Annotated in this window: 22 protein-coding genes, 1 other RNA gene and 1 pseudogene; 13 read left to right on the forward strand and 11 right to left on the reverse strand. The window is 73.1% G+C overall.

Features of this window, described 5'->3' with window-relative positions; all coding sequences use genetic code 11:
* Positions 1-6: 6 nt before the first annotated feature.
* Positions 7-2,358, reverse strand: a complete 2,352-nt coding sequence (locus FHL80_RS00810; protein ID WP_138731568.1) for an ATP-binding cassette domain-containing protein — start codon at positions 2,356-2,358, stop codon at positions 7-9.
* Positions 2,359-2,799: 441 nt separating this feature from the next.
* Between FHL80_RS00810 and FHL80_RS00815 the strand changes: the two genes are divergently transcribed.
* From FHL80_RS00815 to nadA, 6 genes are all read left to right on the forward strand, one after another.
* Positions 2,800-4,035: a Nif3-like dinuclear metal center hexameric protein gene (locus tag FHL80_RS00815; RefSeq protein ID WP_246078365.1), complete on the forward strand. Its 1,236-nt coding sequence runs from the start codon at positions 2,800-2,802 to the stop codon at positions 4,033-4,035.
* Between the two features lie 32 nt (positions 4,036-4,067).
* Positions 4,068-4,370: a DUF3311 domain-containing protein gene (locus tag FHL80_RS00820; RefSeq protein ID WP_216870316.1), complete on the forward strand. Its 303-nt coding sequence runs from the start codon at positions 4,068-4,070 to the stop codon at positions 4,368-4,370.
* Positions 4,367-6,013 carry a monocarboxylate uptake permease MctP gene (gene mctP / locus FHL80_RS00825; RefSeq protein ID WP_246078366.1) on the forward strand — a complete coding sequence of 549 codons (1,647 nt, stop codon included), beginning with the start codon at positions 4,367-4,369 and terminating at the stop codon, positions 6,011-6,013. Before FHL80_RS00820 ends, mctP begins: the two co-directional genes overlap by 4 nt.
* Before the next feature lie 103 nt (positions 6,014-6,116).
* Positions 6,117-6,857 carry a zinc ribbon domain-containing protein gene (locus FHL80_RS00830; RefSeq protein WP_138731570.1) on the forward strand — a complete coding sequence of 247 codons (741 nt, stop codon included), beginning with the start codon at positions 6,117-6,119 and terminating at the stop codon, positions 6,855-6,857.
* Positions 6,854-7,966 (forward strand): bifunctional RNase H/acid phosphatase, encoded by a 1,113-nt coding sequence (locus tag FHL80_RS00835; protein ID WP_138731571.1) that lies wholly within the window; start codon positions 6,854-6,856, stop codon positions 7,964-7,966. The genes FHL80_RS00830 and FHL80_RS00835 overlap by 4 nt, the downstream gene beginning before the upstream one ends.
* A gap of 98 nt (positions 7,967-8,064) precedes the next feature.
* Positions 8,065-9,087 carry a quinolinate synthase NadA gene (gene nadA, locus FHL80_RS00840; protein WP_216870317.1) on the forward strand — a complete coding sequence of 341 codons (1,023 nt, stop codon included), beginning with the start codon at positions 8,065-8,067 and terminating at the stop codon, positions 9,085-9,087.
* A gap of 73 nt (positions 9,088-9,160) precedes the next feature.
* On the opposite strand, the gene FHL80_RS00845 is transcribed toward nadA, so the two are convergent.
* Together FHL80_RS00845 and FHL80_RS00850 are read right to left on the reverse strand one after the other, a co-directional pair.
* Entirely contained in the window at positions 9,161-10,399 is a 1,239-nt protein-coding gene (locus tag FHL80_RS00845; RefSeq protein WP_216870318.1) for an SLC13 family permease, read from the reverse strand.
* A gap of 13 nt (positions 10,400-10,412) precedes the next feature.
* On the reverse strand, positions 10,413-11,168 hold the full coding sequence (locus FHL80_RS00850) for a sulfite exporter TauE/SafE family protein (RefSeq protein WP_138731572.1): 756 nt from the start codon (positions 11,166-11,168) through the stop codon (positions 10,413-10,415).
* A gap of 24 nt (positions 11,169-11,192) precedes the next feature.
* On the opposite strand from FHL80_RS00850, the gene FHL80_RS00855 reads away from it, so the two are divergent.
* Positions 11,193-11,576: a DoxX family protein gene (locus tag FHL80_RS00855; RefSeq protein ID WP_246078367.1), complete on the forward strand. Its 384-nt coding sequence runs from the start codon at positions 11,193-11,195 to the stop codon at positions 11,574-11,576.
* 84 nt (positions 11,577-11,660) lie between these two features.
* Here FHL80_RS00855 and FHL80_RS00860 read toward each other — a convergent pair whose 3' ends face one another.
* Entirely contained in the window at positions 11,661-12,668 is a 1,008-nt protein-coding gene (locus FHL80_RS00860; protein WP_138731573.1) for an Lrp/AsnC family transcriptional regulator, read from the reverse strand.
* Between the two features lie 89 nt (positions 12,669-12,757).
* Here FHL80_RS00860 and FHL80_RS00865 point away from each other — a divergent pair, with 89 nt between their 5' ends.
* The 3 genes from FHL80_RS00865 (at position 12,758) to rnpB (ending at position 15,452) form a co-directional block, all read left to right on the forward strand.
* A complete protein-coding gene (locus tag FHL80_RS00865) occupies positions 12,758-14,287 on the forward strand; it encodes an MFS transporter (RefSeq protein ID WP_138731574.1) in 1,530 nt (509 codons plus the stop codon).
* A 19-nt stretch (positions 14,288-14,306) separates the two neighbouring features.
* The gene (locus FHL80_RS00870) at positions 14,307-15,023 is read left to right on the forward strand and encodes a PIG-L deacetylase family protein (RefSeq protein WP_138731575.1); all 717 of its coding nucleotides are present in this window, start codon (positions 14,307-14,309) and stop codon (positions 15,021-15,023) included.
* Between the two features lie 29 nt (positions 15,024-15,052).
* Positions 15,053-15,452, forward strand: an RNA gene (gene rnpB, locus FHL80_RS00875) — RNase P RNA component class A.
* A 130-nt stretch (positions 15,453-15,582) separates the two neighbouring features.
* Here rnpB and FHL80_RS27170 read toward each other — a convergent pair.
* The 5 genes and pseudogenes from FHL80_RS27170 to FHL80_RS00900 form a co-directional block, all read right to left on the reverse strand.
* Positions 15,583-15,729: pseudogene (locus FHL80_RS27170) on the reverse strand (tyrosine-type recombinase/integrase); the annotation flags it as partial.
* A 265-nt stretch (positions 15,730-15,994) separates the two neighbouring features.
* Complete coding sequence (locus tag FHL80_RS00885; RefSeq protein WP_246078368.1) at positions 15,995-16,852, reverse strand: alpha/beta fold hydrolase; 858 nt, start codon at positions 16,850-16,852, stop codon at positions 15,995-15,997.
* Between the two features lie 279 nt (positions 16,853-17,131).
* Positions 17,132-17,779, reverse strand: coding sequence for a LysE family translocator (locus tag FHL80_RS00890; protein ID WP_138731576.1), 648 nt, complete (start codon positions 17,777-17,779; stop codon positions 17,132-17,134).
* Between the two features lie 901 nt (positions 17,780-18,680).
* Complete coding sequence (locus tag FHL80_RS00895) at positions 18,681-19,601, reverse strand: RNA polymerase sigma-70 factor (protein WP_138731577.1); 921 nt, start codon at positions 19,599-19,601, stop codon at positions 18,681-18,683.
* Positions 19,598-20,824: an NAD-dependent epimerase/dehydratase family protein gene (locus FHL80_RS00900; protein ID WP_246078369.1), complete on the reverse strand. Its 1,227-nt coding sequence runs from the start codon at positions 20,822-20,824 to the stop codon at positions 19,598-19,600. The genes FHL80_RS00895 and FHL80_RS00900 overlap by 4 nt, the downstream gene beginning before the upstream one ends.
* Positions 20,825-21,002: 178 nt before the next feature.
* On the opposite strand from FHL80_RS00900, the gene FHL80_RS00905 reads away from it, so the two are divergent.
* Entirely contained in the window at positions 21,003-21,962 is a 960-nt protein-coding gene (locus FHL80_RS00905) for an alpha/beta hydrolase (RefSeq protein WP_216870320.1), read from the forward strand.
* Between the two features lie 500 nt (positions 21,963-22,462).
* Here the strand turns inward: FHL80_RS00905 and FHL80_RS00910 are convergent, their stop codons facing one another.
* The gene (locus tag FHL80_RS00910; RefSeq protein WP_138731578.1) at positions 22,463-22,669 is read right to left on the reverse strand and encodes a hypothetical protein; all 207 of its coding nucleotides are present in this window, start codon (positions 22,667-22,669) and stop codon (positions 22,463-22,465) included.
* A 130-nt stretch (positions 22,670-22,799) separates the two neighbouring features.
* Positions 22,800-23,291 carry a hypothetical protein gene (locus FHL80_RS00915; protein ID WP_138731579.1) on the reverse strand — a complete coding sequence of 164 codons (492 nt, stop codon included), beginning with the start codon at positions 23,289-23,291 and terminating at the stop codon, positions 22,800-22,802.
* Between the two features lie 262 nt (positions 23,292-23,553).
* Here FHL80_RS00915 and FHL80_RS00920 point away from each other — a divergent pair, with 262 nt between their 5' ends.
* On the forward strand, positions 23,554-24,729 hold the full coding sequence (locus FHL80_RS00920; RefSeq protein ID WP_138731580.1) for an AI-2E family transporter: 1,176 nt from the start codon (positions 23,554-23,556) through the stop codon (positions 24,727-24,729).
* 151 nt (positions 24,730-24,880) lie between these two features.
* Positions 24,881-25,558, forward strand: a complete 678-nt coding sequence (locus FHL80_RS00925) for a prepilin peptidase (RefSeq protein ID WP_138731581.1) — start codon at positions 24,881-24,883, stop codon at positions 25,556-25,558.
* Positions 25,559-25,579: the final 21 nt, after the last annotated feature.

Genomic DNA, 25,579 nt, shown 5'->3' on the forward strand with positions numbered 1-25,579 from the left:
GCTCCCTCAGGCCTTGGCGGGGCGGCGCTGCGGGTCGAGCCGCGCGACGAGGACGACGGTCAGGGCGGCCAGCACGACCATGATCGCGATCAGCAGCGTGGCGTTGGAGTACCAGTCGGCCGCTGTCGGCGCCCACCGCGGATCGGCCGTGGTCGGGTCGAGCCGGCTCAGGTCGGTGGTGGCCGCCGTCATCCCGAAGGCCCACCGGGAGGGCACCAGCCAGGACAGCGGCTCGATGACCGCCCGACCGTGGACCGGGAACAGCCCGCCGCAGAAGACCAGCTGGACCATGATCACGAGGACCAGGAAGGGCATGCCGCGGTCGGCGTTGTCGATCGCGGCGGAGATCGCCAGGCCGATCATCATGCTGGTCCAGGTGACCCCGAGGACGGCCAGGAGCACCTCGACCCGTCCCCATGGGAGGACGACGGGGTCGTCGGGGCCCTTCCGGCCGGCCAGGCTGAGCAGGGTGAAGACGGCCGCCTGCACCCCGGTGATGACGAGGAGCACGATGACCTTCGAGACCAGGTACGCCCCGAGCGACAGGCCGATCGCCCGCTCCCGCTGGTAGATGGGTCGCTCCTTCACCAGCTCGCGTATCGAGGCGGCGGTCCCCATCAGGCAGCCGCCGATGATGAGCACGAGCAGCAGCTGGCTGGCCGACTGGATGGCCGACTGGGTGCCGGTCGCCAGCGCGGCGGCGACCGACAGCCCGCCCGAGCCCGGGACGGCGCGCGCCAGCAGGCTCATCACGATCGGGAGGACGGCGAGGGAGACCGCGTACTGCCGGTCGGAGACGATGACGGCCACGTACCGGCGGAGCAGTACCGACAACTGGGCCATCGGCCCCTGCTGGCGCGGGCTGCCGCCAGGGAGCTCCCGTGGGGTCCGCTGCCCGTCGTGCGGCGCGGGTGCGGCACGGCCGACGTTCCGCTCGTGGTCGGCGGACTCCCGGAACACGCGGGCCCAGTGCTCACCGGGAGCCGTGCCGAGCAGGATGAAGATGTCGGCGAAGTCGGCCTGGTCGAAGTACCGCAGCGCCTCGGCGGGCGGGCCGAACCAGGCCACCCACCCGCCCGGGGCCAGCAGCAGCAGCTGGTCGCACACCTGCAGGTTCGCCACGTTGTGGGTGACCACCACGACGGTGCGGCCGTCGTCGGCGAGCGACCGCAGCGTCCGCATGACCGACCTGTCCATCCCCGGGTCCAGGCCGGACGTGGGTTCGTCGAGGAACAGCAGGGACGGCTTGACCAGCAGCTCCAGGGCCACGCTGGTCCGCTTGCGCTGCCCTCCGGAGAGGCTGGTGATCGTCTGGTCGGCCTGCGCCGTCAGGCCGAGCTCGCCCAGCACCTCCTCCACCCGCTGCTGACGGTCGGCCTCGGTGGTGTCGGCGGGGAACCGCAGCCGGGCGGAGTAGGACAGCGCCTGCCGGACCGACAGCTGGGTGTGCAGCACGTCGTCCTGCGGGACGAGCGCGATGCGGTGCCGCAGCTCGTCGTAGTCCTCGTACAGGTCCCGCTCGGCGTACCGGACGTGACCGACGTCCGCCGGTCGGACGCCGATGAGGGCGTTGAGCAGGGTCGACTTGCCGGCTCCGCTGGGCCCGATGACCGCCAGCAGGCTGCGTCCGGGCAGCGTGAAGCTCACCGACTGCAGCAGCGTCCGCCCCTTGGGGGTGGTGACCGTGAGGCCGTCGGCCTCGAACGTGTTCTCGCCGGTGTCGACGTAGGCCATCAGCCGGTCGCCGTCGAGCTGCAGCAGCGCGTGCCCGATGCCGATGACGTCGCCCGGTTCCAGCGCCGCCTCGGTCACCCGCCGGCCGTTGACGTAGGTCCCGTTGCCGGTGCCCAGGTCGGTGATCCGGGGCCCGGCCGGGGTCAGGTCGAGCCGGGCGTGCCGGCGGGACACGAGCAGGTCGTCCAGGACGACGTCGTTGTCCGGCAGCCGGCCGACCGTGATAGCGGCCCCCCGCACCTGGTGCATGCCGGTGAGGCGGCCCTGCCCGGCCAGCCGGGACTCGGGGGCGGACCGTTCGCCGGCCCGGCGGGGCACCAGCTCGAGCTGCACCCCTTCCTCCACGCCGCCGAGCCGCACGGTCGTGGGGCTGGTCAGCGTCAGCCGGCTGATCCGCTCCGCGCCGCGGAAGGTGCCGTTGCGGCTCCGGTCGGTCGCGGTCCACCCGGCCGGTGCCGGCTCCAGGACCAGGTGCTGGCGGGACACGTTGGGATGGGCCAGCTCGAGGTCCACCCCCACACCGCGGCCGATGACGAACGAGCGGGTCGGGGACAGCACGAGCCGCCGGTCGTCGACGACCACCTCCAGCCCGGCGGCCGTGTCGCGCAGGTGATCGGCGGTCACCGGGCGCACCCCGCGGCGCGGTGACCGGCCCCGCCCCGCGGCCACGGGCAGCCGGGGAGCGCCAGACCGGAGCGCTGCTGCCCGTGCACGTTGCGCATCGCGACTCCCGGGCGACCGACGTCCTCGGCCGGGGACGGTCCTCGATGGGTCGCGGGCAGGTCAAGGGCGTGGTGGGCCGGTGCCGGACCCGAGGACGTGCGGACAGCGTCGCCGGGCGTGTCGGGGCAGCGGGAGGAACGGCTGTGACGATCGGTGACGGTCGTGACGTCGGACACCGCCGGGCACGCGCGTGCGCACCCATCCGGCCGGGCGGTCCCGCACGAAGACCGGGGCATGAGCACCGCCGCCCCGGAGACCGCCGGACACCCGCTGACCGGCTCCCCGGCAGTTCAGTCGCGCACAACAGGCCGGGCCCGGAGAGCTGACCTACAGTCCGGACCCGTGGGCCTCCCGATGCACGAGGACGCGACCGTGCGGGAGCTCCCCCTCCCCGGGCTCGCGCTGGGAGAGGTCATCGCGGCCCTCGATGCTCGCTACGACCCGGCCCTGGCGGAGGACTGGGACGCCGTCGGCCTGGTCTGCGGCGACCCCGCCGAGCCGGTGCGCTCGGTGATGTTCGCCGTCGACCCGACCACCGCGGTGGTCGACGAGGCGATCGAGGCCGGCGTCGACCTGCTGGTCACCCACCACCCGCTGCTGCTCACCCCGGTGCACGGTGTGCCCGCCGACGACCCCAAGGGCCGGCTGGTGCACCGGCTGATCCGCGCCGGCGTCGCCCTCTTCGTCGCCCACACCAACGCCGACCGGGCGCCCGACCACGGCGTCAACGACGCGCTCGCCGCCGCCCTCGGCCTGGACGGCGTCCGGCCGCTGGAGTCCCTCGCTTCGCCGGAGACCGACACCCTCGTCGTCTTCGTCCCGGTGGGCGTCAGCGACCAGCTGGTCGACGCGCTGTCGAGTGCCGGCGCCGGCGTGATCGGTGACTACACCCGCTGCGTGTGGCAGACCACCGGCACCGGCACCTTCATCCCCGGCGACGAGACGCACCCGGTCATCGGCCGGCACGGCCAGGTCGAGCGGGTCCCGGAGATCCGGCTGGAGATGGTCGTGCCCCGGGCCCGCCGGGCGGAGGTGCTCGGTGCCCTGCTGGACCTGCACCCCTACGACGAGCCGGGCTACGCCTTCTTCGAGAACTCCGCGACCGCCAGCCGCGCCGGGCTCGGCCGGGTCGGGAACCTGGCCCGTCCGGTGACCCTGCGGGAGTTCGCCGAGCGGGTGGCCGCGACGCTGCCCGACACCCCCGGTGGCGTGCGGATCGCCGGTGACCCCGAGCGGCTCGTGCGCACCGTGGCCGTCTGCGGTGGCAGCGGTGCCTCGATGGTCGAGGCGGCGGCCGCCGCGGGCGCCGACGTGTTCGTCACCAGCGACCTCGAGCACCACGCCGTGTCCGAGGCCACCGAGATGGCCGGGCCGGCGCTCTGTGACGTGGCACACTTCGCGTCCGAGTTCCCCTGGCTGCCCTGCGCCGCCGACCTGTTGCACCGCGACCTCGGTGCGCGGGTCCAGGTGCGGGTCTCCGCCCGGCCCACGGACCCGTGGACTTGGCAGGTCGGGGGTTCCAGCGGTACCAGTATCGGAACCAAGCGACTGCACTCGGCCGAGGACTCGGCCGACTGAGCCCGGAGGTCTCCTCCGGGGAGGAGGAGACCGTGTCCAGCGCAGACGCACCGCCCGCGGGGGTGGCGCCGCGACGCAGCGACCGCAGCCCGTGGAACTGGTTGCTCATCGTGCCGATCGTCGTGCCGCTGATCGTGCCGCTGTACAACAAGATCGAGCCCACGTTGTTCGGCTGGCCCACGTTCTACTGGCTCCAGCTGGCGTTCGTGGTCCTCGGCGTGCTCACGACCTCGATCGTCTACCGCATGACGCGCCGCAGCCCCGGCGAGCAGCAGGCCGCCCGGGACGCCATCGCCCGCGGCCGGACCGGCCAGGGCGGGGAGCGCCGACCGTGAACGTCGTGGAACTGACCATCGTCATCGCGGTCTTCGTGCTGGTCACCGTGCTCGGCTTCGCCGCGTCCCGGTGGCGGCGGGCCGAGAGCCTCATGCACCTGGACGAGTGGGGCCTGGGCGGCCGCAGCTTCGGCACCTGGGTGACCTGGTTCCTGCTCGGGGGCGACCTCTACACGGCCTACACCTTCGTCGCCGTCCCGGCGCTGATGTTCGGTGCGGGCGCGGCCGGTTTCTTCGCCGTCCCGTACACCGTCGTGATCTACCCGCTGGTGTTCCTGGTGGTCATCCGGCTGTGGTCGGTCAGCCACGTGCGCGGGTTCGTGACGCCGGCGGACTTCGTCCGCAGCCGGTTCGACTCCCCGACGATGGCGCTGCTGGTCGCCATCACCGGCATCGTCGCGACGATGCCCTACATCGCGCTGCAGCTGGTCGGCATCGAGGCGATCCTCAAGGCGATGGGCGTGGAGGGTGAGCTCCCGCTGATCGTCGCGTTCATCATCCTGGCGGTCTACACGTACAACTCCGGCCTGCGCGCGCCGGCGCTGATCGCCTTCGTCAAGGACGCGCTGATCTACCTGACGATCATCGTCGCGGTCATCGTGATCCCGTCGAAGCTCGGCGGCTGGGACGCCATCTTCGGCGCCGCCGAGGCGAAGTTCTCCGCCGGGTCGGGGGTGATCCTGCCGGCCACCGGGCAGCTGGGGTACGCCACGCTGGCTCTCGGCTCGGCCCTGGCGCTGTTCCTCTACCCGCACTCGATCACCGGCGTGCTGGCCGCCAGCAACCGGGACGTGCTCAAGCGGAACATGAGCGCCCTGCCGATCTACAGCCTGGCCCTGGGCCTGATCGCGCTGCTGGGCTTCATGGCCATCGCGGCCGGCACGCAGCCGATCGGCACCGACGGCAACACGATCGTCCCGGTGCTCTTCCAGCAGATGTTCCCGAGCTGGTTCGCCGGCATCGCCTTCGCGGCGATCGGCGTCGGTGCGCTGGTGCCGGCGGCCATCATGTCGATCGCCGCAGCCAACCTGTTCACCCGCAACATCTACAAGGAGTACCTGAAGAAGGACGCCACCTCGCGGCAGGAGGCCCAGGTCGCCAAGATCGCCTCGCTGGTGGTCAAGCTGGGCGCGGTCGCGGCCATCCTGTTCCTCAACCCGCAGTTCTCCATCGACCTGCAGCTCATCGGTGGCGTGATCATCCTGCAGACCATGCCCTCGGTGGCCCTCGGGCTGTACACGCGCTGGCTGCACCGGGGCGGCCTCATCGCCGGCTGGATCGCCGGGATGGCCACCGGCCTGGCGCTGGTCTACAACATCCCGAAGCTCAACCCCGACGGCACGGTCGCCCGCGAGCACTTCGGCGGGTCGTCGTTCGCCCTCAGCAAGCTGGGCTTCGACACCAAGGTGACGATCTACGCCGGGCTGCTGGCCCTGCTGGTCAACCTGGTGGTGACCGTCGTCGTGACGGCGGTGCTCCGGGCCATGAAGGTCGTCGACGGCGTCGACGGGACGGCGGACAGCGACTACACCGCGGAGCGGGAGGACCCCACCTTCCGTGACCTGCCCGACCCGCTGTCCGACGAGCCGCTGAGCGGCTCGCCTCCGGGGTCGGAGGGAGGGGCCACCGCGTCCAGGCGCTGAGCAGGAGGCAGCCCACCGGCCCCGGTCCGCACTCCGCGGACCGGGGCCGGTGGGTCTGCGGCACCCTGACCCGGTGCCCTTGCCCCGCGGGTAGGTTGACGGCGTGCAGGCTGACCACTTCGACCAGCAGAAGCTCCTGGCCCTCGCCGCGGAGGACGTCGCCCTCGCGCAACTCGCCCACCGCGCGCGCACCCTTCCCGAGCTCGCCGCCGTCGACGCGGCCCAGGAGGCGCAGCGGACCCTGTCCGACGACGTCGTCCGGGCCGAGACCGAGGTGCGTGACCTCGACCGCGAGCAGAAGCGGCTGGAGGGCGACGTCGACACCGTGGCGCAGCGCGCCGCCCGCGACCAGTCCCGGATCGACTCCGGCGGCGCGACGCCCAAGGAGATCACCGGGCTGCAGCACGAGCTCGAGTCCCTGCACCGCCGGCAGGGCGACCTGGAGGACCAGGTGCTCGAGCTGATGGAGCGCCGGGAGACCGCCGACGCCGCGCTGGCCGCGGCGCAGGGTGGGCTGGCCGGGGCGCAGGCCGACCAGGAGCGCGCCGAGCAGCAACGGGACGCCGCGCTGGCCGACATCGCCGACGCCACGTCCCGGCACCAGGCCACCCGGGCCCAGATCGTCGGCACGGTCCCCACCGACCTGCTCAAGCTCTACGACCGGGTCGCCCAGCAGACCGGCAGCACCGGCGCGGCACACCTGCGCGCCGGCCGCTGCGAGGGCTGCCGCATCGAGTTCTACGGCACCGAGCTGGCCACCTACCGCAACGCCGACCCGCACACGGTGCTGCGCTGCGAGAACTGCGGCCGGATCCTGGTCCGCAACGCCGAGTCCGGGCTGTGAGCGGGTCCTCCGCGGGCAGGCGTCTCATCGTCGAGGCGGACGGCGGGTCGCGGGGGAACCCCGGCCCGGCCGGCTACGGCGCGCTGGTGCGCGACGCCGAGACCGGTCGGCTGCTCGCCGAGCGGGCCGAGTCCGTCGGCCGGGCCACCAACAACGTGGCTGAGTACGGCGGGCTGGTCGCCGGGCTGCAGGCAGCCCTCGACCTCGACCCGGCGGCGAGCGTCGAGGTCCGGATGGACTCCAAGCTCGTCGTGGAGCAGATGTCGGGTCGCTGGCAGATCAAGCACCCGGACATGAAGGCGCTCGCCGTCCAGGCCCGGGACATCGCCCGGCAGCTGGGCGCGGTCCGCTACACCTGGGTGCCCCGGGCGCAGAACGGCGCCGCGGACGCGCTCGCCAACAGCGCGATGGACGGCAAGCCGGTGCGCCGTGACCTGGCCGCCGAGCCGGTGGTCCTCGAGGACGAGACGCAGCCGGCCACCGAGCCCGCGCCCGTCGTCGTCACCACGACCCTCCTGCTGCGGCACGGGCGCACCGAGCACACCCCGGAGCGCCGGTTCAGCGGCAGCAGCGACCTGCCGCTGTCCGAGCTCGGCCGGGCCGACGCCGCGGCCGCCGCCCAGCACCTGGCCGGCCGGGGCATCGACGTCATCGTCGCCTCGCCGCTGCAGCGCACCCGGCAGACCGCCGAGGCCGCCGCCGCGGTGCTCGGCGTCCCGGTCGAGGTCGACGGCGACCTGCGGGAGCTGGACTTCGGCGCCTGGGAGGGGCTGACCGCCGCCGAGGCGCAAGCGATGAGCCCGCTGGCGTTCCGCCGCTGGTCCGGAGCGCTGGACGTCCGGCCCCCCGGGGGCGAGTCGATCGCCGACGTCTCCACCCGGGTCGCCCGGGCGCGGGCCCGGGTGCTGGACCGCCACGCCGGGAAGACCGTGCTCGTGGTCAGCCACGTGACCCCGATCAAGCTGCTGCTGGCCGCCGGGCTCGGCGTCGGCGACGACATCGTCCACCGGGTGTTCCTGGAGGCCGCGTCGCTGTCGACGGTCACCTGGTCCTCCGACGGCCGCACGAGCGTGCGGCTGGTCAACGACACCTCGCACCTGGGCGGCTAGCCCGCCCGCACTGTGGCCACGGACCGGTCGCGCCGGGCCGCGGACGGCCAGGGGACACTGGTCGTGACAGGTGGACAGCGAGCACCGGGAGCACCGCCATGACCGCAACGACCAGCACCGCGCGCGCCACCGGCGACCGCACCATGTCCGACCTGGAGTACGAGACCTGGGCGGCCGAGGTTCGCCGGCTGGCCGACCAGCGCGGCGCCGTCATCCTGGCGCACAACTACCAGGTGCCCGAGATCCAGGACGTCGCCCACTTCACCGGCGACTCGCTGTACCTGTCCCGCGTCGCGGCCGAGACCGACGCCCGGGAGATCGTCTTCTGCGGCGTCCACTTCATGGCCGAGACCGCGAAGATCCTCTCGCCGGACAAGACCGTGCTGCTGCCCGACCACGCCGCCGGCTGCTCGCTCGCCGACAGCATCACCGCCGAGCAGCTGCGCGAGTGGAAGGCCGAGCACCCGGGTGCGGTGGTCGTCAGCTACGTCAACACCACCGCGGCGGTGAAGGCCGAGACCGACATCTGCTGCACCAGCTCCAACGCCGCCGACGTGATCCGGTCGATCCCCGAGGACCGCGAGGTCCTGTTCTGCCCCGACCAGTTCCTCGGCGCGCACGTCAAGCGGGTCACCGGCCGGCAGAACATCTCGATCTGGGCGGGGGAGTGCCACGTGCACGCCGGGATCAGCCCCAGCGACGTGCGGGCGCAGATCGCCCATCACCCGGACGCGGAGGTCCTGGTGCACCCCGAGTGCGGCTGCACCACGTCGGTGCTGGACCTGGTCAGCCACGGCGACCTGCCCGCCGACCGCACCCGGGTGCTGTCCACCGGCGGGATGGTCGAGGCCGCGGCGGCGACCCGGGCGCCGCAGGTGCTGGTGGCCACCGAGATCGGCATCCTGCACCAGCTCCGCTCGCTGAACGGCGGCACCGAGTTCATCCCGATGAACGCCCGTGCCTCCTGCCGCTACATGAAGATGATCACCCCGGCGAAGCTGCTGGCCACGCTGCGCACCGGCGAGGGGGCGGTGGACGTCGACCCGCAGGTCGCCGCCCGGGCCCGCCGCGCGGTGGAGGCGATGATCGCCATCGGCGAGCCCGGCCGCGGCGGGGAATGAAGGACCCCGTCGCCCCCCACGACGCGCTCCGCACGCCGTGGGTCCCTGCGACGGGGCCGAGGGGCGTCACCTGTCAGACCAGCAGCGCGGCCCAGAGGGCGGTGGTGGCGGCGATCATGGTCAGCGGGACGGTGGCCAGGCCGACGGCGCTGAAGCGGGCGGTGTCCGGGGCGTGCTCGCCGAGCACCCGCCGCCACAGCAGGTTGGCCAGCGACCCGGCGTAGGTGAGGTTCGGGCCGAGGTTCACCCCGATCAGCATCGCCAGCACGGTCGGGACGCCGCCGGCCGCGGCCACCGGCACCAGCGCCAGCGTGGCCGGCAGGTTGTTCACCAGGTTGGCCAGCAGCGCCGAGACGCTGGCGACGGCGAGGAGGGCGAGCAGCCCGTCCCCGTCCGGGAGCACGGCGTGCAGCACGGCCTCCAGGCCGTGCAGCTGCAGCACCAGCACGAGCACCGCCAGGCCGACCACGAACAGCCCGAACGGCAGGTTCGCCGCGACCAGCTGCTCGCGCAGCGTCGTCCGGCGGGTGGCCAGCTGGCGGACGCCCAGGACGAGGACCCCTGCGGCGGCCGGCCAGACCGGCGGGATCCCCACCAGCGAGGCGACGCCGAAGCCGAGCACGGTGGCGCCGACCACCACCAGCGCCAGCACGGGCGTGCCCGGGACGTCGTGCACCGGGACGTCGACCGACCCGCGGAGGTCCCGGCGGAACAGCCACCGCAGCACCAGGTACTCCAGCGCCACCGTGGCCAGCTGGGGCAGCACCATGAGCCCGGCGAAGTGCACGAAGGACAACCCGGTGGCCGCCACGGCGAGCAGGTTCGTCAGGTTCGACACCGGCAGCAGCAGCGACGCCGAGTTGGCCAGGTGCCCCACCGCGTAGCCGTGCGGCCGCACCGGCACCCGCATCCGCAGCGCGGTCGCGACGACCACCGGCGTCAGCAGCACGACCGTGGCGTCCAGGCTCAGCACCGCGGTGACCACGGCGGCCAGCAGCGTCACCCGGGTGAGCAGCCGGGTCGCCGAGCTGCCCGCCTGCCGGGCGGTCAGCGCCGCGGACCAGGTGAACAGCCCCTCCCGGTCGGCGAGCTCGGCGAGCAGCAGCACCACCACGAGGAACGCGACGGTCGGCGCCACCTCGCGGACGGTGGCCGTCGTGTCCTGCCAGCTCACCGCCCCGAGCAGGACCAGGAGCAGCGCACCCGGGACGGCGACGACGGCCGGCGGGAGCCACGGCGAGTCGGCGGCTGCCGCGGCGAGGGTCGCCGCCAGCAGGACGGCGGCCAGCAGCAGGGCGAGCGGGTCGGACACCGCGTCGGGCCGGTCAGCCGCGGAAGAACAGGTAGATCGACACCACGATGCCGAAGACGACGATCAGCACCCGCAGCGGCGTGCTCGGGATCCGGGTGGCGACCTTGGCGCCGAGGAAGCCGCCGAGCAGGGCCGCCGGCGCGCAGACGGCGACGTAGGCCCACTCGACCGGGCCCCAGATGCCGAAGACGACCACCGTGACCGAGGCGGTGACCAGCGAGATCGCGCTCTTCATCGCGTTGGCCAGCTTCAGCCGCCCCAGGCCGAGCCCGAGGACGCCGACCAGGATCACCCCCAGCGCGCCGCCGAAGTAGCCGCCGTAGACGGTGGCCAGGAAGAGCGCCACGTACAGCCACGCCGGGTCCCCGGTCCGGCCGCCGTCCTCCTGCCGCTTGAGCCGCTTGGTGATCAGCGGCTGGAAGGCCAGCAGGATGCTGGCTCCGAACACCAGCACCGGGACGACGGTGTCGAACGCCTCGCTGGGGGTGGTCAGCAGCAGGACCGACCCGACGATGCCGCCGAGCACCGCGACGACCGAGAAGCGGACCAGCCGCCCGCGCTGGCCGGCGTACTCGCTGCGGAAGCCGAGCACCCCGCCGATGTAGCCGGGCCACTGGGCGACCGAGTTGGTGACGTTCGCCGGCACCGTGCCCAGGCCCAGCCCGACCAGGACGGGGAAGAGGATCAGCGACCCGCCGCCGGCGATGGAGTTGATGCCACCGGCGAGGAGCGCCACCCCGGCGGCGATGAGCAGGTCGACAGCGGACACGACCGGCGAGCCTACGGTGTGCCCATGCCGAGGGACGCGCGAGCGCTGGCCATCGCGGCGGGGATGACCGGGACCGGCGTCTTCCACCTCGTCCGTCCGCAGGCCTACGACTGGATGATCCCGCCCGAGCTCGGCCGGCCCCGGCCCTGGGTGATCGGCAGCGGGGTGGCCGAGCTGGCCACCGCCGCACTGGTCGCCGTCCCGGCCACCCGCCGGATCGGGGGCTGGTCCGCGGTGGCCGTGCTCGTCGGCGTGCTGCCCGCCCACGCGCAGACGCTCCGCGCCTTCCGCCGTCAGCCGTGGAAGCTGGCCGTCGCCGCCGGCCGCATCCCCTTCCAGGTGCCGATGATCCAGGCCGCGCTGCGGGTCGCCCGCGGGGTGGATCCGAGCGGCCCGGTGATCAGGTGACCTGATCACCGGGCGTCCTCCCGCACCAGCGTTGGTGCGGGAGGAAGGTCATTGATCAGGTGACCTGATCGAAGTCCCGGCGGCTCAGCGGCCGCGGACCGGTGGCGGCTCGGGGTCGGTGAGCCGCGGGCCGTCCATCAGGCTGCCGGCCTGCTTGACCCGGCGCAGCACGGTGGAGGTCTCCAGGCTGCGCACCGGCAGGGCGCCGACCCGGTCGGTCAGGAACCGGTACAGGTGCGCGGTGTCCCGGCAGGTCACCGCCACCATCAGGTTGGCCGGGCCGGTCACCACGGCGGTGAAGGCGGTCTCCGGCTCCCGGGCCAGCGACTCCCCGACGTGGGCGATGTCGGCCGGCGCGACGCCGAGCCACAGCAGCGCGCTGACCGGGTGCCCGAGCAGCTCGCTGGCGATCTCCAGGTCGAAGTACAGCGCACCGGCCGACCGGAGGGCCTCGACCCGTCGCGCCACCCGGCTCTCCGACCAGCCGGTCACCCCGGCGAGCTCGGCGTAGCTGAGCCGGCCGTCGGTGGCGAGCGCCGCGAACAGCAGGTCGTCCTCCGGGTCCAGGGCCACCGGGGTGGTCGCGATCCGCGCGGACTCGTGGCTGAGTGCGGCGATCTGCTCGTCGGTGAGCGGGTCCTCGAAGCCGGTCCACTCGTAGACCCCGCCGACGTAGGCGTGCAGGACCGAGAAGGCGGCCAGGTCGATGACCTGCACCGTGCGCGGCAGCCGGTCCAGCAGCAGCGCGTCGCGCTGGCGGGGCGTGCGCGGCCGGGTCGAGCAGGTGATCTCCGCGCCGCCGGCGGTCAGGCTCACCCAGGAGACGTCGGGACGGCGGGCCAGCGCGTCGGCGACCGCGCCGGCCGCGGCCGGCTGCACCCGCATCCGGATGTGCCAGCTGGGCTCGGTCGCCTCCGGTGTGGTCAGCCCCAGCACCCGGACGACGCCGTCGGCGCGCAGCCGCCGCCACCGGCGGGCCACGGTCTGCTCCGAGATCCCGAGCACCGTCGCCACCCGGCTGAACGGCGCCCGCCCGTCGACCTGCATCGCGTGCACGATCTGACGGTCCACGGCGTCCAGCACGGTCAGCATCCTGCACCATGGTGCCCTCCGGTGGAGGATCCCGTCACCGATGCGATGCTGGTGTCTCTTCTGTCGCTGGGTCGTTGCACAGTGGGCGCATGCGCAAGTGGTTGCCGCTGGTCGCGATCTGCACCGGCACGTTCATGCTCCTCATCGACGTCACGATCGTGAACGTCGCCCTGCCGGACATGGCCCTGGACCTGGGCACGTCGTTCGACCAGCTGCAGTGGGTGGTGGACGTCTACGCGCTCGCGCTGTCCGCGCTGGTGCTCGGCGCCGGCTCGCTCGCCGACCTGTACGGCCGGCGGAAGGTCTACCTGGCCGGGCTGCTGCTGTTCGCGGTCGCCTCGCTGGCCTGCGGGCTGGCGCCGAACGCGGAGCTGCTGATCGGCGCGCGGGCAGTCCAGGGGATCGGCGGCGCGGCGATGCTGGCCACCACCATCGCGCTGATCAACACCAGCTACGAGGGGCGGGACCGCGGGACCGCCTTCGGGGTCTGGGGCGCCGTCGTGGGTGCGGCCGCCGCGCTGGGCCCGATCCTGGGTGGCGCGCTCACCGAGCTGTCCTGGCGGTGGATCTTCTTCGTCAACCTGCCGATCAGCGTCCTCGCCGTCGCGGTCACGCTGGTCGCGGTGCAGGAGGCGCGCCAGCCGAACGCGCCCCGGCCCGACGTCCCGGGCATCGCGCTGTTCACCCTTGGCGCCGGCGGCGTGGTCTTCGGACTGGTCCGGGCCGCGGCGGACGGCTGGGGCGCGCCGGTCGCCTGGGGGCCGCTGGTCGGCGGTCTCGTCGTCCTGGGGGTGTGGGTGCTCGTGGAGCGCGGCCGCCGGGCGCCGATGCTCGACGTCTCGCTGTTCCGCAACCGCTCCTTCAGCGGGATCATGCTGGGCGCGCTGCTGCTGAACGCGGCCGCGTTCTCCGCGAGCCTCTACACCTCGTTGTGGCTGCAGTCGGTGCTCGGGCTCTCGCCGCTGCAGGGTGGTCTGGTCTTCATCCCGCTGTCGGCCTGCAGCTTCGTCGTCGCCGCCCTCGCCGGCCGGTTCCTGCAGACGATGGCGCCGCGGCTGGTGCTCGGCGGCGGGCTGCTCCTCATCGGGGTCGCGTCGCTGCTGCTGGCCCTGGTCGACGCCGACTCGTCCTGGACGGTGCTCGTGCCCGGGCTCGCGGTGCTCGGCGTCGGGGTCGGGGTGGCCAACCCGACGCTGGCCTCCGCGGCGCTGGCGACGGTTCCGCGGGAGCGCAGCGGCATGGCCTCCGGTGCGGTGAACACCGCCCGCCAGCTCGGCTTCGCCCTCGGCGTGGCGGTGCTGGGCAGCGTCTTCACCGCCCAGGCGACCGCCGCGCTGCGGGACGGCGGTGCGCCGGACCCGGCGGGCACTGCGTCGGCGCTGACCGCCGGTCAGGCCGGCCAGCTCATCGGCTCGGCACCCGCCGAGCAGCGGGCCGGCCTCGCCGACCTGCTGGGCAGCGCCTACGCCGGCGGGCTGCGCGACGTCTTCCTGGTCTGCGCCGCCGCAGCGATCGTGGGCGGGTTGCTGGTCGTCTGGCTGGTCCGGGCGGCCGCGCCGGCGTCGGGTGCGCCGGTCGAGCGGCCGCACGAGGCGCCGGAGCCTGCCGCCAGGCGCTGAGCCCGGGCAGACTCCCGGCATGGCTCCTACGGCGTTCCCGGACGACTGGCAGCGCGCACTCGTCGTCGCAGCCCACCCCGACGACATCGAGTACGGCCTCGCAGCCGCCGTCGCCTCCTGGACGTCGGCGGGCAAGGAGGTGCACTACCTGCTGGCCACGCGAGGCGAGGCCGGGATGGCCGGGGTGCCGCCGGAGGAGGTCGGGCCGCTGCGCGAGGAGGAGGAGCGGCGGTCGGCCGCCGTCGTCGGGGTGAGCGAGGTGGAGTTCCTCGACTTCCGCGACGGTGTGCTCGTCGAGGGGCCGGACCTGCGGCGGGCGATCGCCGGCGCGATCCGCCGCCACCAGCCGAACCTGGTGGTCACCGGGTACTTCGGCGCGACCTGGACCCCGCCGGGCATGTCCCCGGGCTACCTGAACTCCCCGGACCACCGGGCGCTGGGCCAGTGCGTGCTGGACGCCGTCGCGGACGCCAACAACGAGTGGATCTTCCGGGACCTGACCGAGCCGCGGTGGCGGTCGCAGTACGTCGCGGTGACCGAGATGCTCGATCCGGCCCACCTGGTCGACGTCGGCGAGCACGTGGAGACGGCGGTGGCCTCGCTGAGCGAGCACCGGCGCTACCTGGAACTGCTGTCGGACACCCCGGTCGAGGAACAGGCCCGGCAGATCGTCGACATGGCGACCGCGGCCGAGGACGGCACGCGCCGGGTGGGCTTCCGGCTCTACTGGGGATGACCGGCGGGTAGGCTGCCGACCACGACGGACGAGTCGGCTGGGCGGTCGCGTCGGCGGGGGAGACCCCGTCGCCGAGGAACGTCCGGGCTCCACAGGGCAGGGTGGTCGCCAACAGCGACCCGGGGTGACCCGCGGGACAGTGCCACAGAGAACAGACCGCCAGTGCGTGCACTGGTAAGGGTGAAACGGCGGTGTAAGAGACCACCGCACACCGGGTGACCGGTGTGGCTCGGTAAACCCCACCCGGAGCAAGGTCGAGAGGGACGGCGGCTCGCCGCCGGCCTGCGCAGGCGTTCGAGGGCTGCCCGCCCGAGCCTGCGGGTGGACCGCTCGAGCCTGCTGGCAACGGCAGGCCTAGATGGATGGCCGCTCATCGGGATGCCGTGAGGCACCCGGGGACAGAACCCGGCGTACAGGCCGACTCGTCCGTCGCCCGCCGCTGAGCTGCGGTTTCCTCCTCAGAGGGCTGTGTCAGTCCGCACAGAGTCCGCAACCCGGCTGAGGACGGAGCCCACCGCGGCCTCGTCCGGTCGTCCGAGTCGGGCCAGAGATGGCTGTAGGTGTCGAGCGTCTCGGCGGCGCTGGCGTGCCCGAGCCGGGCCTGGACGGTCGTCACCGACTCCCCGTGCCGGATGAGCAGGCTCGCGTAGAAGTGCCGGAGGCTGTGCATGGTGACGCCGCCGAGGCCGGTCCGCTCCACCGCCGGGCGCCAGGTGCGCTCGGAAAGGCCATGCGGTGGATCGGGTCACCGAGCTCCGTGGCGAAGACGAGCCCGTCGGTCGGCCAGGTGGCGAGGTGAGCCGCCACGGCGTCGACGACGACCTGGGGAGCGGCACGACCCGGACGGAGGCCTGGGTCTTGGGCGGCGCGAGGAAGGGCGCACGGCTGCTGCTGACGTCGAGTCACCTCACTGCCACCGGGCGAACCGACCGTGCGCGGTGCGAACGGTGCGGCGTTCTCCAAAGGGAGAACTACCGAGTCTGGATGTCGAGCCATGCCCGCAGCTCGTCCGCCAGGGCCACTGGAGCGTCGTGGTGCATGAGGTGACCGGACGCTCTCACCAGGCTCAGCGTCGATCTCGGTATCGCATCATGGAGTGACGTCGCCCGATCGACCGGAATCCAGGTGTCTTGCTCTCCCCAGACGATGCGGACTGGTGGGCGAACATCACCCAGGCGGGGCCTGATCTCATCGGTGAACCGTTCGTCGGCCTGGGCGATCTGGCGATAGAAGGCCGGACGACCATCGTCGGTCAGCCACGGACCCGTCAGCTGGTCGAGTTCATCCCCGCGGAGACCGCTGTGGCTCGCGCTCTCGATGTAGGCCCGTAACGCACCTTCATGGACACCGGCAGGGAGATCCGAGAAGACGTCCGCGTGCTCCTTGACCAGGTTGAAGAAGGGCGATCCCCATGGACTCAGCGCGACGACGTCCACCAGGAACAACGACGCGAACTGCCGACCAAGCAGCAGATGCGCGCGGAGCGAGACCGCGCCGCCGAAGTCGTGCGCCACCACGTGTGGTGCGTTCAGGCCCCACTGGGCAAGCAGGTCGGCGAACAGCTCGCCTTGCACACCCAGGTCGACCGGATGCTCAGGCCTCTTGGACGAAAGACCGTAGCCAGGCATGTCCCACAAGTAGACGGTGAAGTCCCTGCTGAGAGCGTCGGCGAATGGCGCCCACAACACGGACGACCAGGGTGTGCCATGACAGAACACGACGGCGGGTCCCGAACCGGTCTTCGACCAGGCGACGACGCGTCCTCGCCACTCGATCCGCTCGCCCATCTCTGTCATCCCCGACCCCTTCCTTCCCTTGCCGTCCAGCACGACAGTGACCCTTCGCCTGGGCCTGCCGTCGTCACGTGAGCGACAGCCGTTGGCCGGGTCCCGCCCTGATGCACGGCTGTGCAGGGTGGCGCCAGAACGCTGCGAGGCGACGGCCCCTCCACGAGTGGTCGGCCCCCGGTGCCTCGGTCAGGGCACATCCGTCCTTGGGACTGACGCCGCACAGCGGAACCCGTCGCTGGTCCCACCAGGGAGGTGATGGGGTGCAGTCTGCACGTCCATGGACGTCACGCGGTGCCTTCTGCTTCCGTCGAGCCGGGTTCATCGACTGGCCGATGCTGGTGACCGGTCGACCACGAGCCCAACGGCGAGAGCTCCCAGGACGGCCCCCATGAAGTAGCGCTGCAGGCGGAGCCACGACGGTCGGGCGCCCAAGAACGAGGCGATGGCTCCGCCGAACACGACGATGAGGGTGTTGACCGTCAGAGCGATGACGATCTGGGTGCCCCCGAGGACCAGACTCTGCGCCGCGATGGAGCCGCGGTGGGAGTCGATGAACTGGGGCAGCAAGGACACGTACAGGACCGCGATCTTGGGGTTGAGGAGGTTGGTCACCAGCCCCATCGTGAACAGGCGCCACGGTGAGTCGACGGGCAGTTCCCCAGGAGCAAAGGCGTTCGTCCCGCCAGGGCGGACAGTCCGCCAGACGAGGTAGAGCAGGTAAGCGGCGCCGGTGAGCTTGAGGACCGTGAACGCGGCCGGGACGGCGACGAAGACCGTCGCCAGCCCGGCGGCCGCAGCGCCCAGGTAGACGAGGAAACCGGCGGCGACCCCGAGGAGTGAGACCAGCCCGGCGCGGCGCCCTTGTGTGACGGACCGCGAGACGAGGTAGATCATGTTCGGTCCCGGCGTCAGCACGAGCCCGAGGGCGATGACCGCGATGCCGGCGATGGCGTTACCACTGACCACGACCGGAAGTCCCTCCGGTGTTGCAGACGGCGGCAAGATCGAGCGCTCTCACCGCACCCACGACATCACCATGTCCCGCGCCAGCGCGTTGACCGCGGTGGCGCCCCACTCGGCCCAGCTCGTGACCACGCTTCTTCATGCGCCCGTGCCTCACGCACCCGTCCGGGCGTGCGCTTGCACCGTGTGCCTGGTGGGCCTGACCAGAACGAGCCGTACCGATTCCGGCGTTCCGCGGGACTGAGGACCGGACCCTCACGACGGCGTCCCCACGCGCGAGGCATTCAGCCCAGCTGCCGGCCGTTCCGGGCCGGGAGTCGGTGTGGCGGCCGCTGTCCCCCGCCCGCGCATCACGGTCAGGAGGCGGTGGACCAGCCGCCGGGCTGCACGGGGCCGCCGGTGTCGCACCGATGCCACCAGCGCCCCGCTCGGACTCGCGGAGCAGGTCCAGCCGTCGTCGCCTGGCCATCTCCTCGGCGGTCCACGAATGCATCGCTCACTCCCGATGTCGGAAAGACGGTGGGCACGGGCGGTCAGAGAGATGGCGCCGTTCCCGGGCAGAAGCCGGCCCCGGTGGGCATGGATCTGAGCTCTCGGCCGTCGAACCTGCGTCTCCATGCTCGACCTGGCTCCCCCGGACAGACAGTGGCAGATCTGCCGCTTCTAGCGGCATCTCTGCCACCGGCGCGTGCTTCGAACCGCCGAGGCGAGTCCGAGGCTCAGGGTGGTGAGATCCCGAACGTCTGCTGGGCGGGGTGTTGACCGCTGGAAGACCTGCTGGCTGGAGATCCTCAGCTGGACCTGGTGGGAAGCCGCCGAGCGGGCCGCGCGGTCAACGGCTCAGAGCCGCGCTCCACGAGCGCGGCGCCGACCTGTTCTGGCCGTCCGCCGCGGGCGCTGCTGCTCAGGGGCCGCGACGCGCGCGGTTCGTGTCGCGCAGCACGGCCCAGGCGTCGGAGACGGGGCCGACGTGGCCGAGCTTGTCGGGGTTGACGACGGACCGGATCGCCTGGACACGTCCGTCGAGGATGTCCAGCGCGAGGGTCGCGACAACTCTGCCCTGGCCGTCGCGCAGAACCGCGCCGGGCTGTCCGTTGATCTCCCGGGGCTCGGCGGCGCCGCCGATGTCGACGAAGGCGGGCACGTTCGCGGCGAGGACCCTGGCGACATCGTCGGCGCCGTAGACGCCGCTGCCCCACAGCGGGGCCTTGCCGCCGGCGTCGCCGATCATCTGGACGTCGTCCGCGAGCAGGGACCGCAGCGAGCTCACGTCGCCGTCCTTGAAGGCGGCGAAGAACCGCTCGGCGAGCTCGCGCCGTTCGTCGCGGTCGGCCTGGAACCGCGGGCGTCCCTCGCCCATGTGACGCCTGGCCCTGGCGGCGAGCTGGCGGCAGGCCGCCTCCGACCGCCCCACGGTCGAGGCGATGTCGGCGTAGCCGAAGCCGAACACGTCCCGCAGGACGAACACCGCCCGCTCGAGCGGGGTGAGCTGCTCGAGCACCAGCAGCGCGGCCATCGAGACGGAGTCGGCGAGCTCGGCGGACCGCTCCGGGTCCTGGTAGGGGTCGGCGAGCAGCGGCTCGGGGAACCAGTGGCCCGGGTAGGCCTCGCGGCGGACGCGAGCCGCGCGCAGGACGTCGATGGAGATCCGGGTGACGACCGCGGACAGGAACGCCTTGGTCGAGTTGGGCTCGGCCGCGGACCCGTGGTAGCGCAGCCAGGTCTCCTGGACGGCGTCCTCGGCGTCGTTGACGCTGCCCAGGAGGCGGTAGGCGATGGAGAACAGCAGTGGCCGGAGCTCCTCGAACCGCTCGGACCTGTTCACGACAGCCCTTCTCTGAAGCCCTGGCGCCACGACGGATACCGCAGCGTCCAGCCGAGCTCCCGCTTGGCCTTGGCGTTGGAGAAGCCGCGGCCCTCGACCATCATCATGACGGCGACGTCGCCGGCCGCGGCCCGTCCGAGCCACTTGGGCACGCGCATGGGGCGCTTTCCGCCGGCGGACTCGGCCAGGTACGGCAGCCACTCGCTGGCGGGCGCGGGCTCGTCGTCGACGATGTTGAACACGCCGGCGGCCCTGCGCTCGACCGCCAGGACGGTGGCGCTGGCGGCGTCGTCGAGGTGGATCCACGAGCTGTACCCGCCGCCGTCGCCGATGAGGGGGTACTGCCGCTTACGGACGAGCTCGACCTGATCGTCGGTCGCCCCGGGGCCGTAGAGCGCGCCGTACCGCAGGGCTGCGCCGCCCGCGGCGATGACGACCTTCTCGAGGTAGCGGACCGCCTCCATCGGCTCCTGCGCCGGGGTGCCGGCGTGCGTGTCCAAGGGGTCCTCCTCGGTCTTGACCCAGCCGCCCTGGCGGATGCCGTTCCAACTGGCGTAGCTCTGCGCGACGACGTGAGGCCGGCCGGCCGCCTGCGCGGCGGCGAGCAGGTGATCAGTCCCTTCGGTGCGCAGCCGGACGGTGAGCGAGAACCACTTGTCGAAGTGCTTGATGTCTGGCTTGCCGGCGTGGGCCGGGGCGATGGCCGTCATCTGGTGGACGATGGCATCGGGACGGGCTGCGGCGACGGCCTCGCCAACGGACGCCGCGTCCAGGCCGTCCATGACGATGGCCCTGGCCCCGAGCCTCTCGAGCAGGGCGAGCCTGTCCTTGCTGGTGGTGGTGGCGGTCACCTGGTGGCCGCGGGCCACGAGCTGGGGGACGAGCCTGCGGCCGAGCACTCCGCTGCCGCCTGCGACGAACACGTTCACGTCGATCACCTCTCTGTCGTGTCGGTGGACGTGACCCGAGACGAGCCAGCCCGCCCCGCTGTGACATCCGGGCGGCCCGGCGTGCGGCGGCGGCGCGCGGCCCGGCGTGGGCTCGGACGTGACTGACGAAGGCTCCTTCGCATCCCGTACCGGCAAACGGCTCACCCTCACCAACACCGGCCGCGCAGCGGGGAACCAGGTGTCGCAGCACTCGTACAGCTCGGCGGTGGCGCCCGAACCCCCGTGCAGCAGCACCTCGAGGTCCGGGTTGGTGCCGACCCGCTCGGTCCACACCCGGAAGGTGCCGCTGGCCGTCTCGATCGGGACGAGGCGCGACCCTCCGGAGACGACGGTCCGGGGGTCCCAGCCGGAGGTGTCGAAGCAGGACGGGAGGGGCGTGCTCGTCATGCTGGCCCCCTGCCCGCCCCCCGTCGGTCGACGCGGGGCGCTCCCTGGCAGACGAGGAGACCGCGTGGACGTCGGGCTGGACGGGCTCGTCCCGGAAGAGCTGGAGAGGCACGTCCCGGAGAGCCGGGCGTTCTACGCCGCGCGGGGGGAACGGCGAGGGCCCGCGTCGCTCGAGGAGCTCCGGGCGGTGCGCGCCCAGCACGCCGCGCCCCCGCCCGCCGGGGGCGTCACCGTCGAGCAGGTCGTGGACTCGGCTCGGCGGGAGGTCCGGCTGCGCATCTCCCTGCCGGCGCGTACGGAGGTGCGCGGCGTCCACCTCGACATCCCCGGTGGGGGCTTCTACCTCGGGCCCACGGCGGGCGGGGACGCACGCAACGCGGCGCTCGCCGAGTCGCTGGGGATCGCCGTGGTCAGCGTCGACCACCGGCTCGCGCCGGAGGACCCCTGGCCGGCGGCGCCCGACGACTGCGAGACGGCTGCGCTCTGGCTCGTCGACCAGGCCGGGGCCCGCTTCGGTACGACCGCCTTGGCGATCGGTGGCAGCTCGGCTGGAGCGACCCTCGCGCTGACCACGCTGCTCCGGCTCCGCGACCGGGGCCTGGCGGGTTCCTTCGCCGGCGCCGTGCTGGAGTTCGGGACCTACGACCTGAGCGGCCGGACCCCGGCGGGCCGGCTGATCGCCGACGAGTACTTCCTCGAGGCCTACGCCGGACACCTGGCCGACCGCACCGTGCCCGACGTGTCACCCGTCTTCGGCGACCTGCGCGGCCTCCCGCCGGCACTCCTGGTGGTCGGGACCCGGGACGTCCTGCTGGAGGACAACCTGGTCATGGCGGCCCGGCTCTCCGCGGCCGGAGGTGCCGTCGACCTCCGCGTCTACCCGGAGTCGCCGCACGGCTTCACCGGCCACCCGACCGCCATGGCGAGGGCCGCGCTGGCCGGTCGGGACCGCTGGCTCACCGAGCGCCTCACTGCACGGACCGCAGCGGTCAGGCGGTCGGCCGGCGGCCGGCCATCCCGGTGATCGAGACGCGGGCGAACGGGAGGTGCCCCCGCGGGTGCCCAGCCGCCGCTCCACGGTTCAGCGGCGCGACCCATCGACGGCGGAGGGCAGGCCCGCCGCCGGCGTGCCCGTCGCTTCTGGAGCACCTGGAGCTGCAGCACGCGCGGGCCGAGGTGTCGGCCGATCTCGTAGCCGACGGAGTCGCCCGCCACGGCGGCTCCCACCACGACGGCGAGGACGGCGACCAGCGGCACGTGCCCGAGGCCGGCGGCGACCCCGGCCGGCACCGCCGCGGTCTCACCCGGCAGCACGAAGCCCACGAACAGGGCGTCCTCGGCGAACACGACCGCCGCGGTGACCAGCAGCACGACCCAGCCGGGCACGCTGAGCAACTGGTCGACGAGGCCGCTCACCGGACCTCGGGTCTGCGGGCGGCGGGGTGCACCTCCCGAGCACCGCGACCGGGCGCGACCACCACCAGACCGGCCGCCACGGAGCCGGCGCGGAGCGCGCCCCGGAGGTCAGCGCAGCGAGTCGGGTGCCACGTCGGCGACGATCGCCTTGAAGGTGCTGGTGTCGACCTCGTCGTCCACGGTGACGCGGACGATGTCGGTGACCTGCTGCCGCGACGTGGTGCGGGCGGCGCTGACCCGGGCGGCGGCGATCAGCTTCAGCTGGTGCAGCCGCGCGGTGGCGTTCGGGACCGGGGGGAGTCGGTTGTCGGGCATGGACGGACGGTAGGCAGGACGTCCATCCCGGCCGGGCGTGCCGGGTCGCCGTGTCGCCAGAGACCCGTCCCGTGGGTCACACCAGGTCACTCGGCCCCCGCGCACACCGCGGCGCGGCCGGACCTGGAGGTCAGTCGTCCTCCAGGTCCAGGTCCAGGGTCAGGGTGCCCGTCCCGTCGCCGTTCTCCACGAGGACGCCGTCGCCACCCACCGACCGGAAGGGCCCCGACCCGCCCGTGACGGCCAGCACCTTGCGCGGCGGCGGAGCGTTCTCCAACGAGTAGGCGATGGTCCCGCCGGCGTCCAGGGTGATCACCGCGGTGCAGGAGGCGAGCCCGTCGGCATCGACGACGACGCAGCTGCCCACCTCGTGGCCCACCTCGGTGCCGCTCCTGGACAAGAGGTCGTGGAAGACGATCAGGTCCGCTGGGGACGGGCCCGGCTCGCCCAGGTCCGTGTAGTCGAACGGGCTGAACTGGACGTCGAACCGCAGGACGTCGTCGTGCCCACCGCCACCGCCCGCGGAGCCGGGCGGACTCGCACTGGCCAGCGAGCCCTGGAGCAGGACCACGGACGCGGCCACCACCGCTCCGGCTGCCAGGACGCGAGCACCCTTGATCATCGTCTACTCCCTCGCTGTCGGTCGTTGCACAGTGGGCCCTCGGGCACGTTGGCCCTGGGCACCCGACCGGTCAACCAGGAACTGCGCCGGCGCCGGGAACCCACGGGGGCACCTGCCGGTCGCGGACAGCGGGTGACCGTCCGGAAGAGCAGGGCCACCACGGCTGCTCCTCGCCGGCCGAGGCCCCCTTCCGCGGGCACCTCGGCGCCGACTGACCGATGGTTGCGTTTACCGCGTAAACCCCCTGGGGCACAACCAACTGGTGAGCTCTCCTCCCGCGCCCCGGGTCCAGCCCCCGGTGCCGACCCGCACCATCCTGGCCACCATCGGCCTCCTGCTGACGACGGCGCTGCTGCTGTACGTCCTGCTGGAGACCCGCCAGATCCTCACCTGGTGCGTGGTCGGTGCGTTCTTCGCCGTCGCTCTCGCTCCGGTCGTCGGGTGGGTGCAGCGGAAGGTGTTCAGGGGCAAGCGCCGGTCGCTGGCCACGCTGCTGGTCTTCCTGGTCGCGTTCATCCTGTTCGCCGCCCTGGTGACGGCCTTCGCCGTCCCGCTGGCGCAGGAGGGCACCAAGGTGGCCGGCCAGCTGCCCGGCCTGGTCGACGACGCCCGCAACGGCCGCGGCCCGGTCGGGGACCTGCTGGAGCGGACCAACGCGCTGCAGTGGGTGCAGGACAACCAGCAGAAGATCAGCGACTTCGCCAGCGGCCTGACGACGCCGGCCGCCGGGGTGCTGGGGGGCATCGCGACCGGGGTCACCGGCCTGGTCACCGTGATCGTGCTGGCCTACCTGATGGTGCTGGAGGGCCCGAAGATCGTCGACGGCTCGCTGGCCCTCTTCGCACCGCCCACCAGCAAGCGGATCCGCCGGGTGGCCACCGACTGCGCCAAGTCGGTCACCGGCTACCTGTCGGGGAACCTGCTGATCAGCTTCATCTGCGGGGTGCTGACCTACGTGGTGCTGCTCCTCGCCGGCGTCCCGTTCGCCGGGCTGATCGCGCTCTTCGTCGGCATCGCCGACCTCATCCCGCTCGTCGGCGCCACCATCGGCGGGATCGTCGCGGTGCTGGCCGGCTTCCTGCACTCGGTGCCGGCCGGCATCGCCGTGCTGGTGTTCTTCCTGCTCTACCAGCAGCTGGAGAACCACCTGCTGCAGCCGCTGGTCTTCGCCCGCACGGTGAAGGTCAACCCGCTGACGGTGATCATCGCGATCCTGGTCGGCGTCGAGCTGGTCGGCGTGCTCGGTGCGCTGCTGGCCATCCCGGTGGCCAGCATCATCCAGGTCATCGCCCGCGACGTCTGGGACCACCGGCGCGGTCAGCTCAAGGAGGAGCCCACGGTCGGCGAAGAGCGGGACCCGGCGCTCGCCGTGCACGAGCGGGAGGACGGCGGCCTCCCCTCCGGCGCCTCGGTGGCGGAGCCGGCCGCGCGGCGCTGACCTCGACCCGCACTGCTCAGCAGGTCGCCCGACGCCCACGAGCCGGCCCGCCGGGCACTGACTTCCCCAGCAGCGGCGCCGCCTCGACGGCCCGGCCGTGCGCCCGTGCGAGGCTGACCGCCGTGCGCGTCGCCATCCCCGGCCCCCTGCCGTGAGCCCGCTCCTCGTGCTCGCGTACGCCGGCGCAGCGCTGCTCGGGTCCTGTGCCGGTGCGCTGGTGAACCGGCTGGCCGGCCGGTTCCCCTGGCCGGACGACGTCCCACTGCGAACGGTCCTCACCCGCTCGGGCCCGCCGGCCGTCCGGTGGCCGCTGCTGGAGGTGGGGACGGCGGTGCTCGCCGTCCTGGTCGTCGTCGGGTGGGGTGTCTCCTGGCAGCTGCCGGCCTTCCTGCTCCTGGCGGTGGCCGGCGTGCTGCTCACGGTCATCGACCTGCAGCACCGGCTGCTGCCCAACCGGGTGGTCCTGCCGACCCTCGTCGTCGGCGCCGCGCTGCTCCTGGTCGCTGCCGCGACCGAGGGGAGCTGGACGGACCTGATGCGGGCCGTGCTCGGTGCGGCCGTGCTCTTCGTCGTCTTCCTGGTGCTGGCCGTCATCTCGCCGAGCGGGCTGGGCATGGGCGACGTCAAGCTCGCCGCGGTGCTCGGGTTGTTCCTCGGCTGGCTGGGCTGGGACGTCGTCCTGCTCGGGGCGGTGGCCGGCTTCCTGGTGCAGGCCGTGCTCGCGCTCGTGCTGCTGGCCCTCGGGCGCGTCCGGCGGGACAGCGACCTGCCGTTCGGCCCCGCGATGCTGGTCGGGGCCGCCCTCACCATGGCGCTCGCGGTCAGCTGACCGGCCCGAGCGGTCGCCGCT

It is taken from the genome of Modestobacter excelsi (assembly GCF_005930495.1).
Taxonomy (GTDB): domain Bacteria; phylum Actinomycetota; class Actinomycetes; order Mycobacteriales; family Geodermatophilaceae; genus Modestobacter; species Modestobacter excelsi.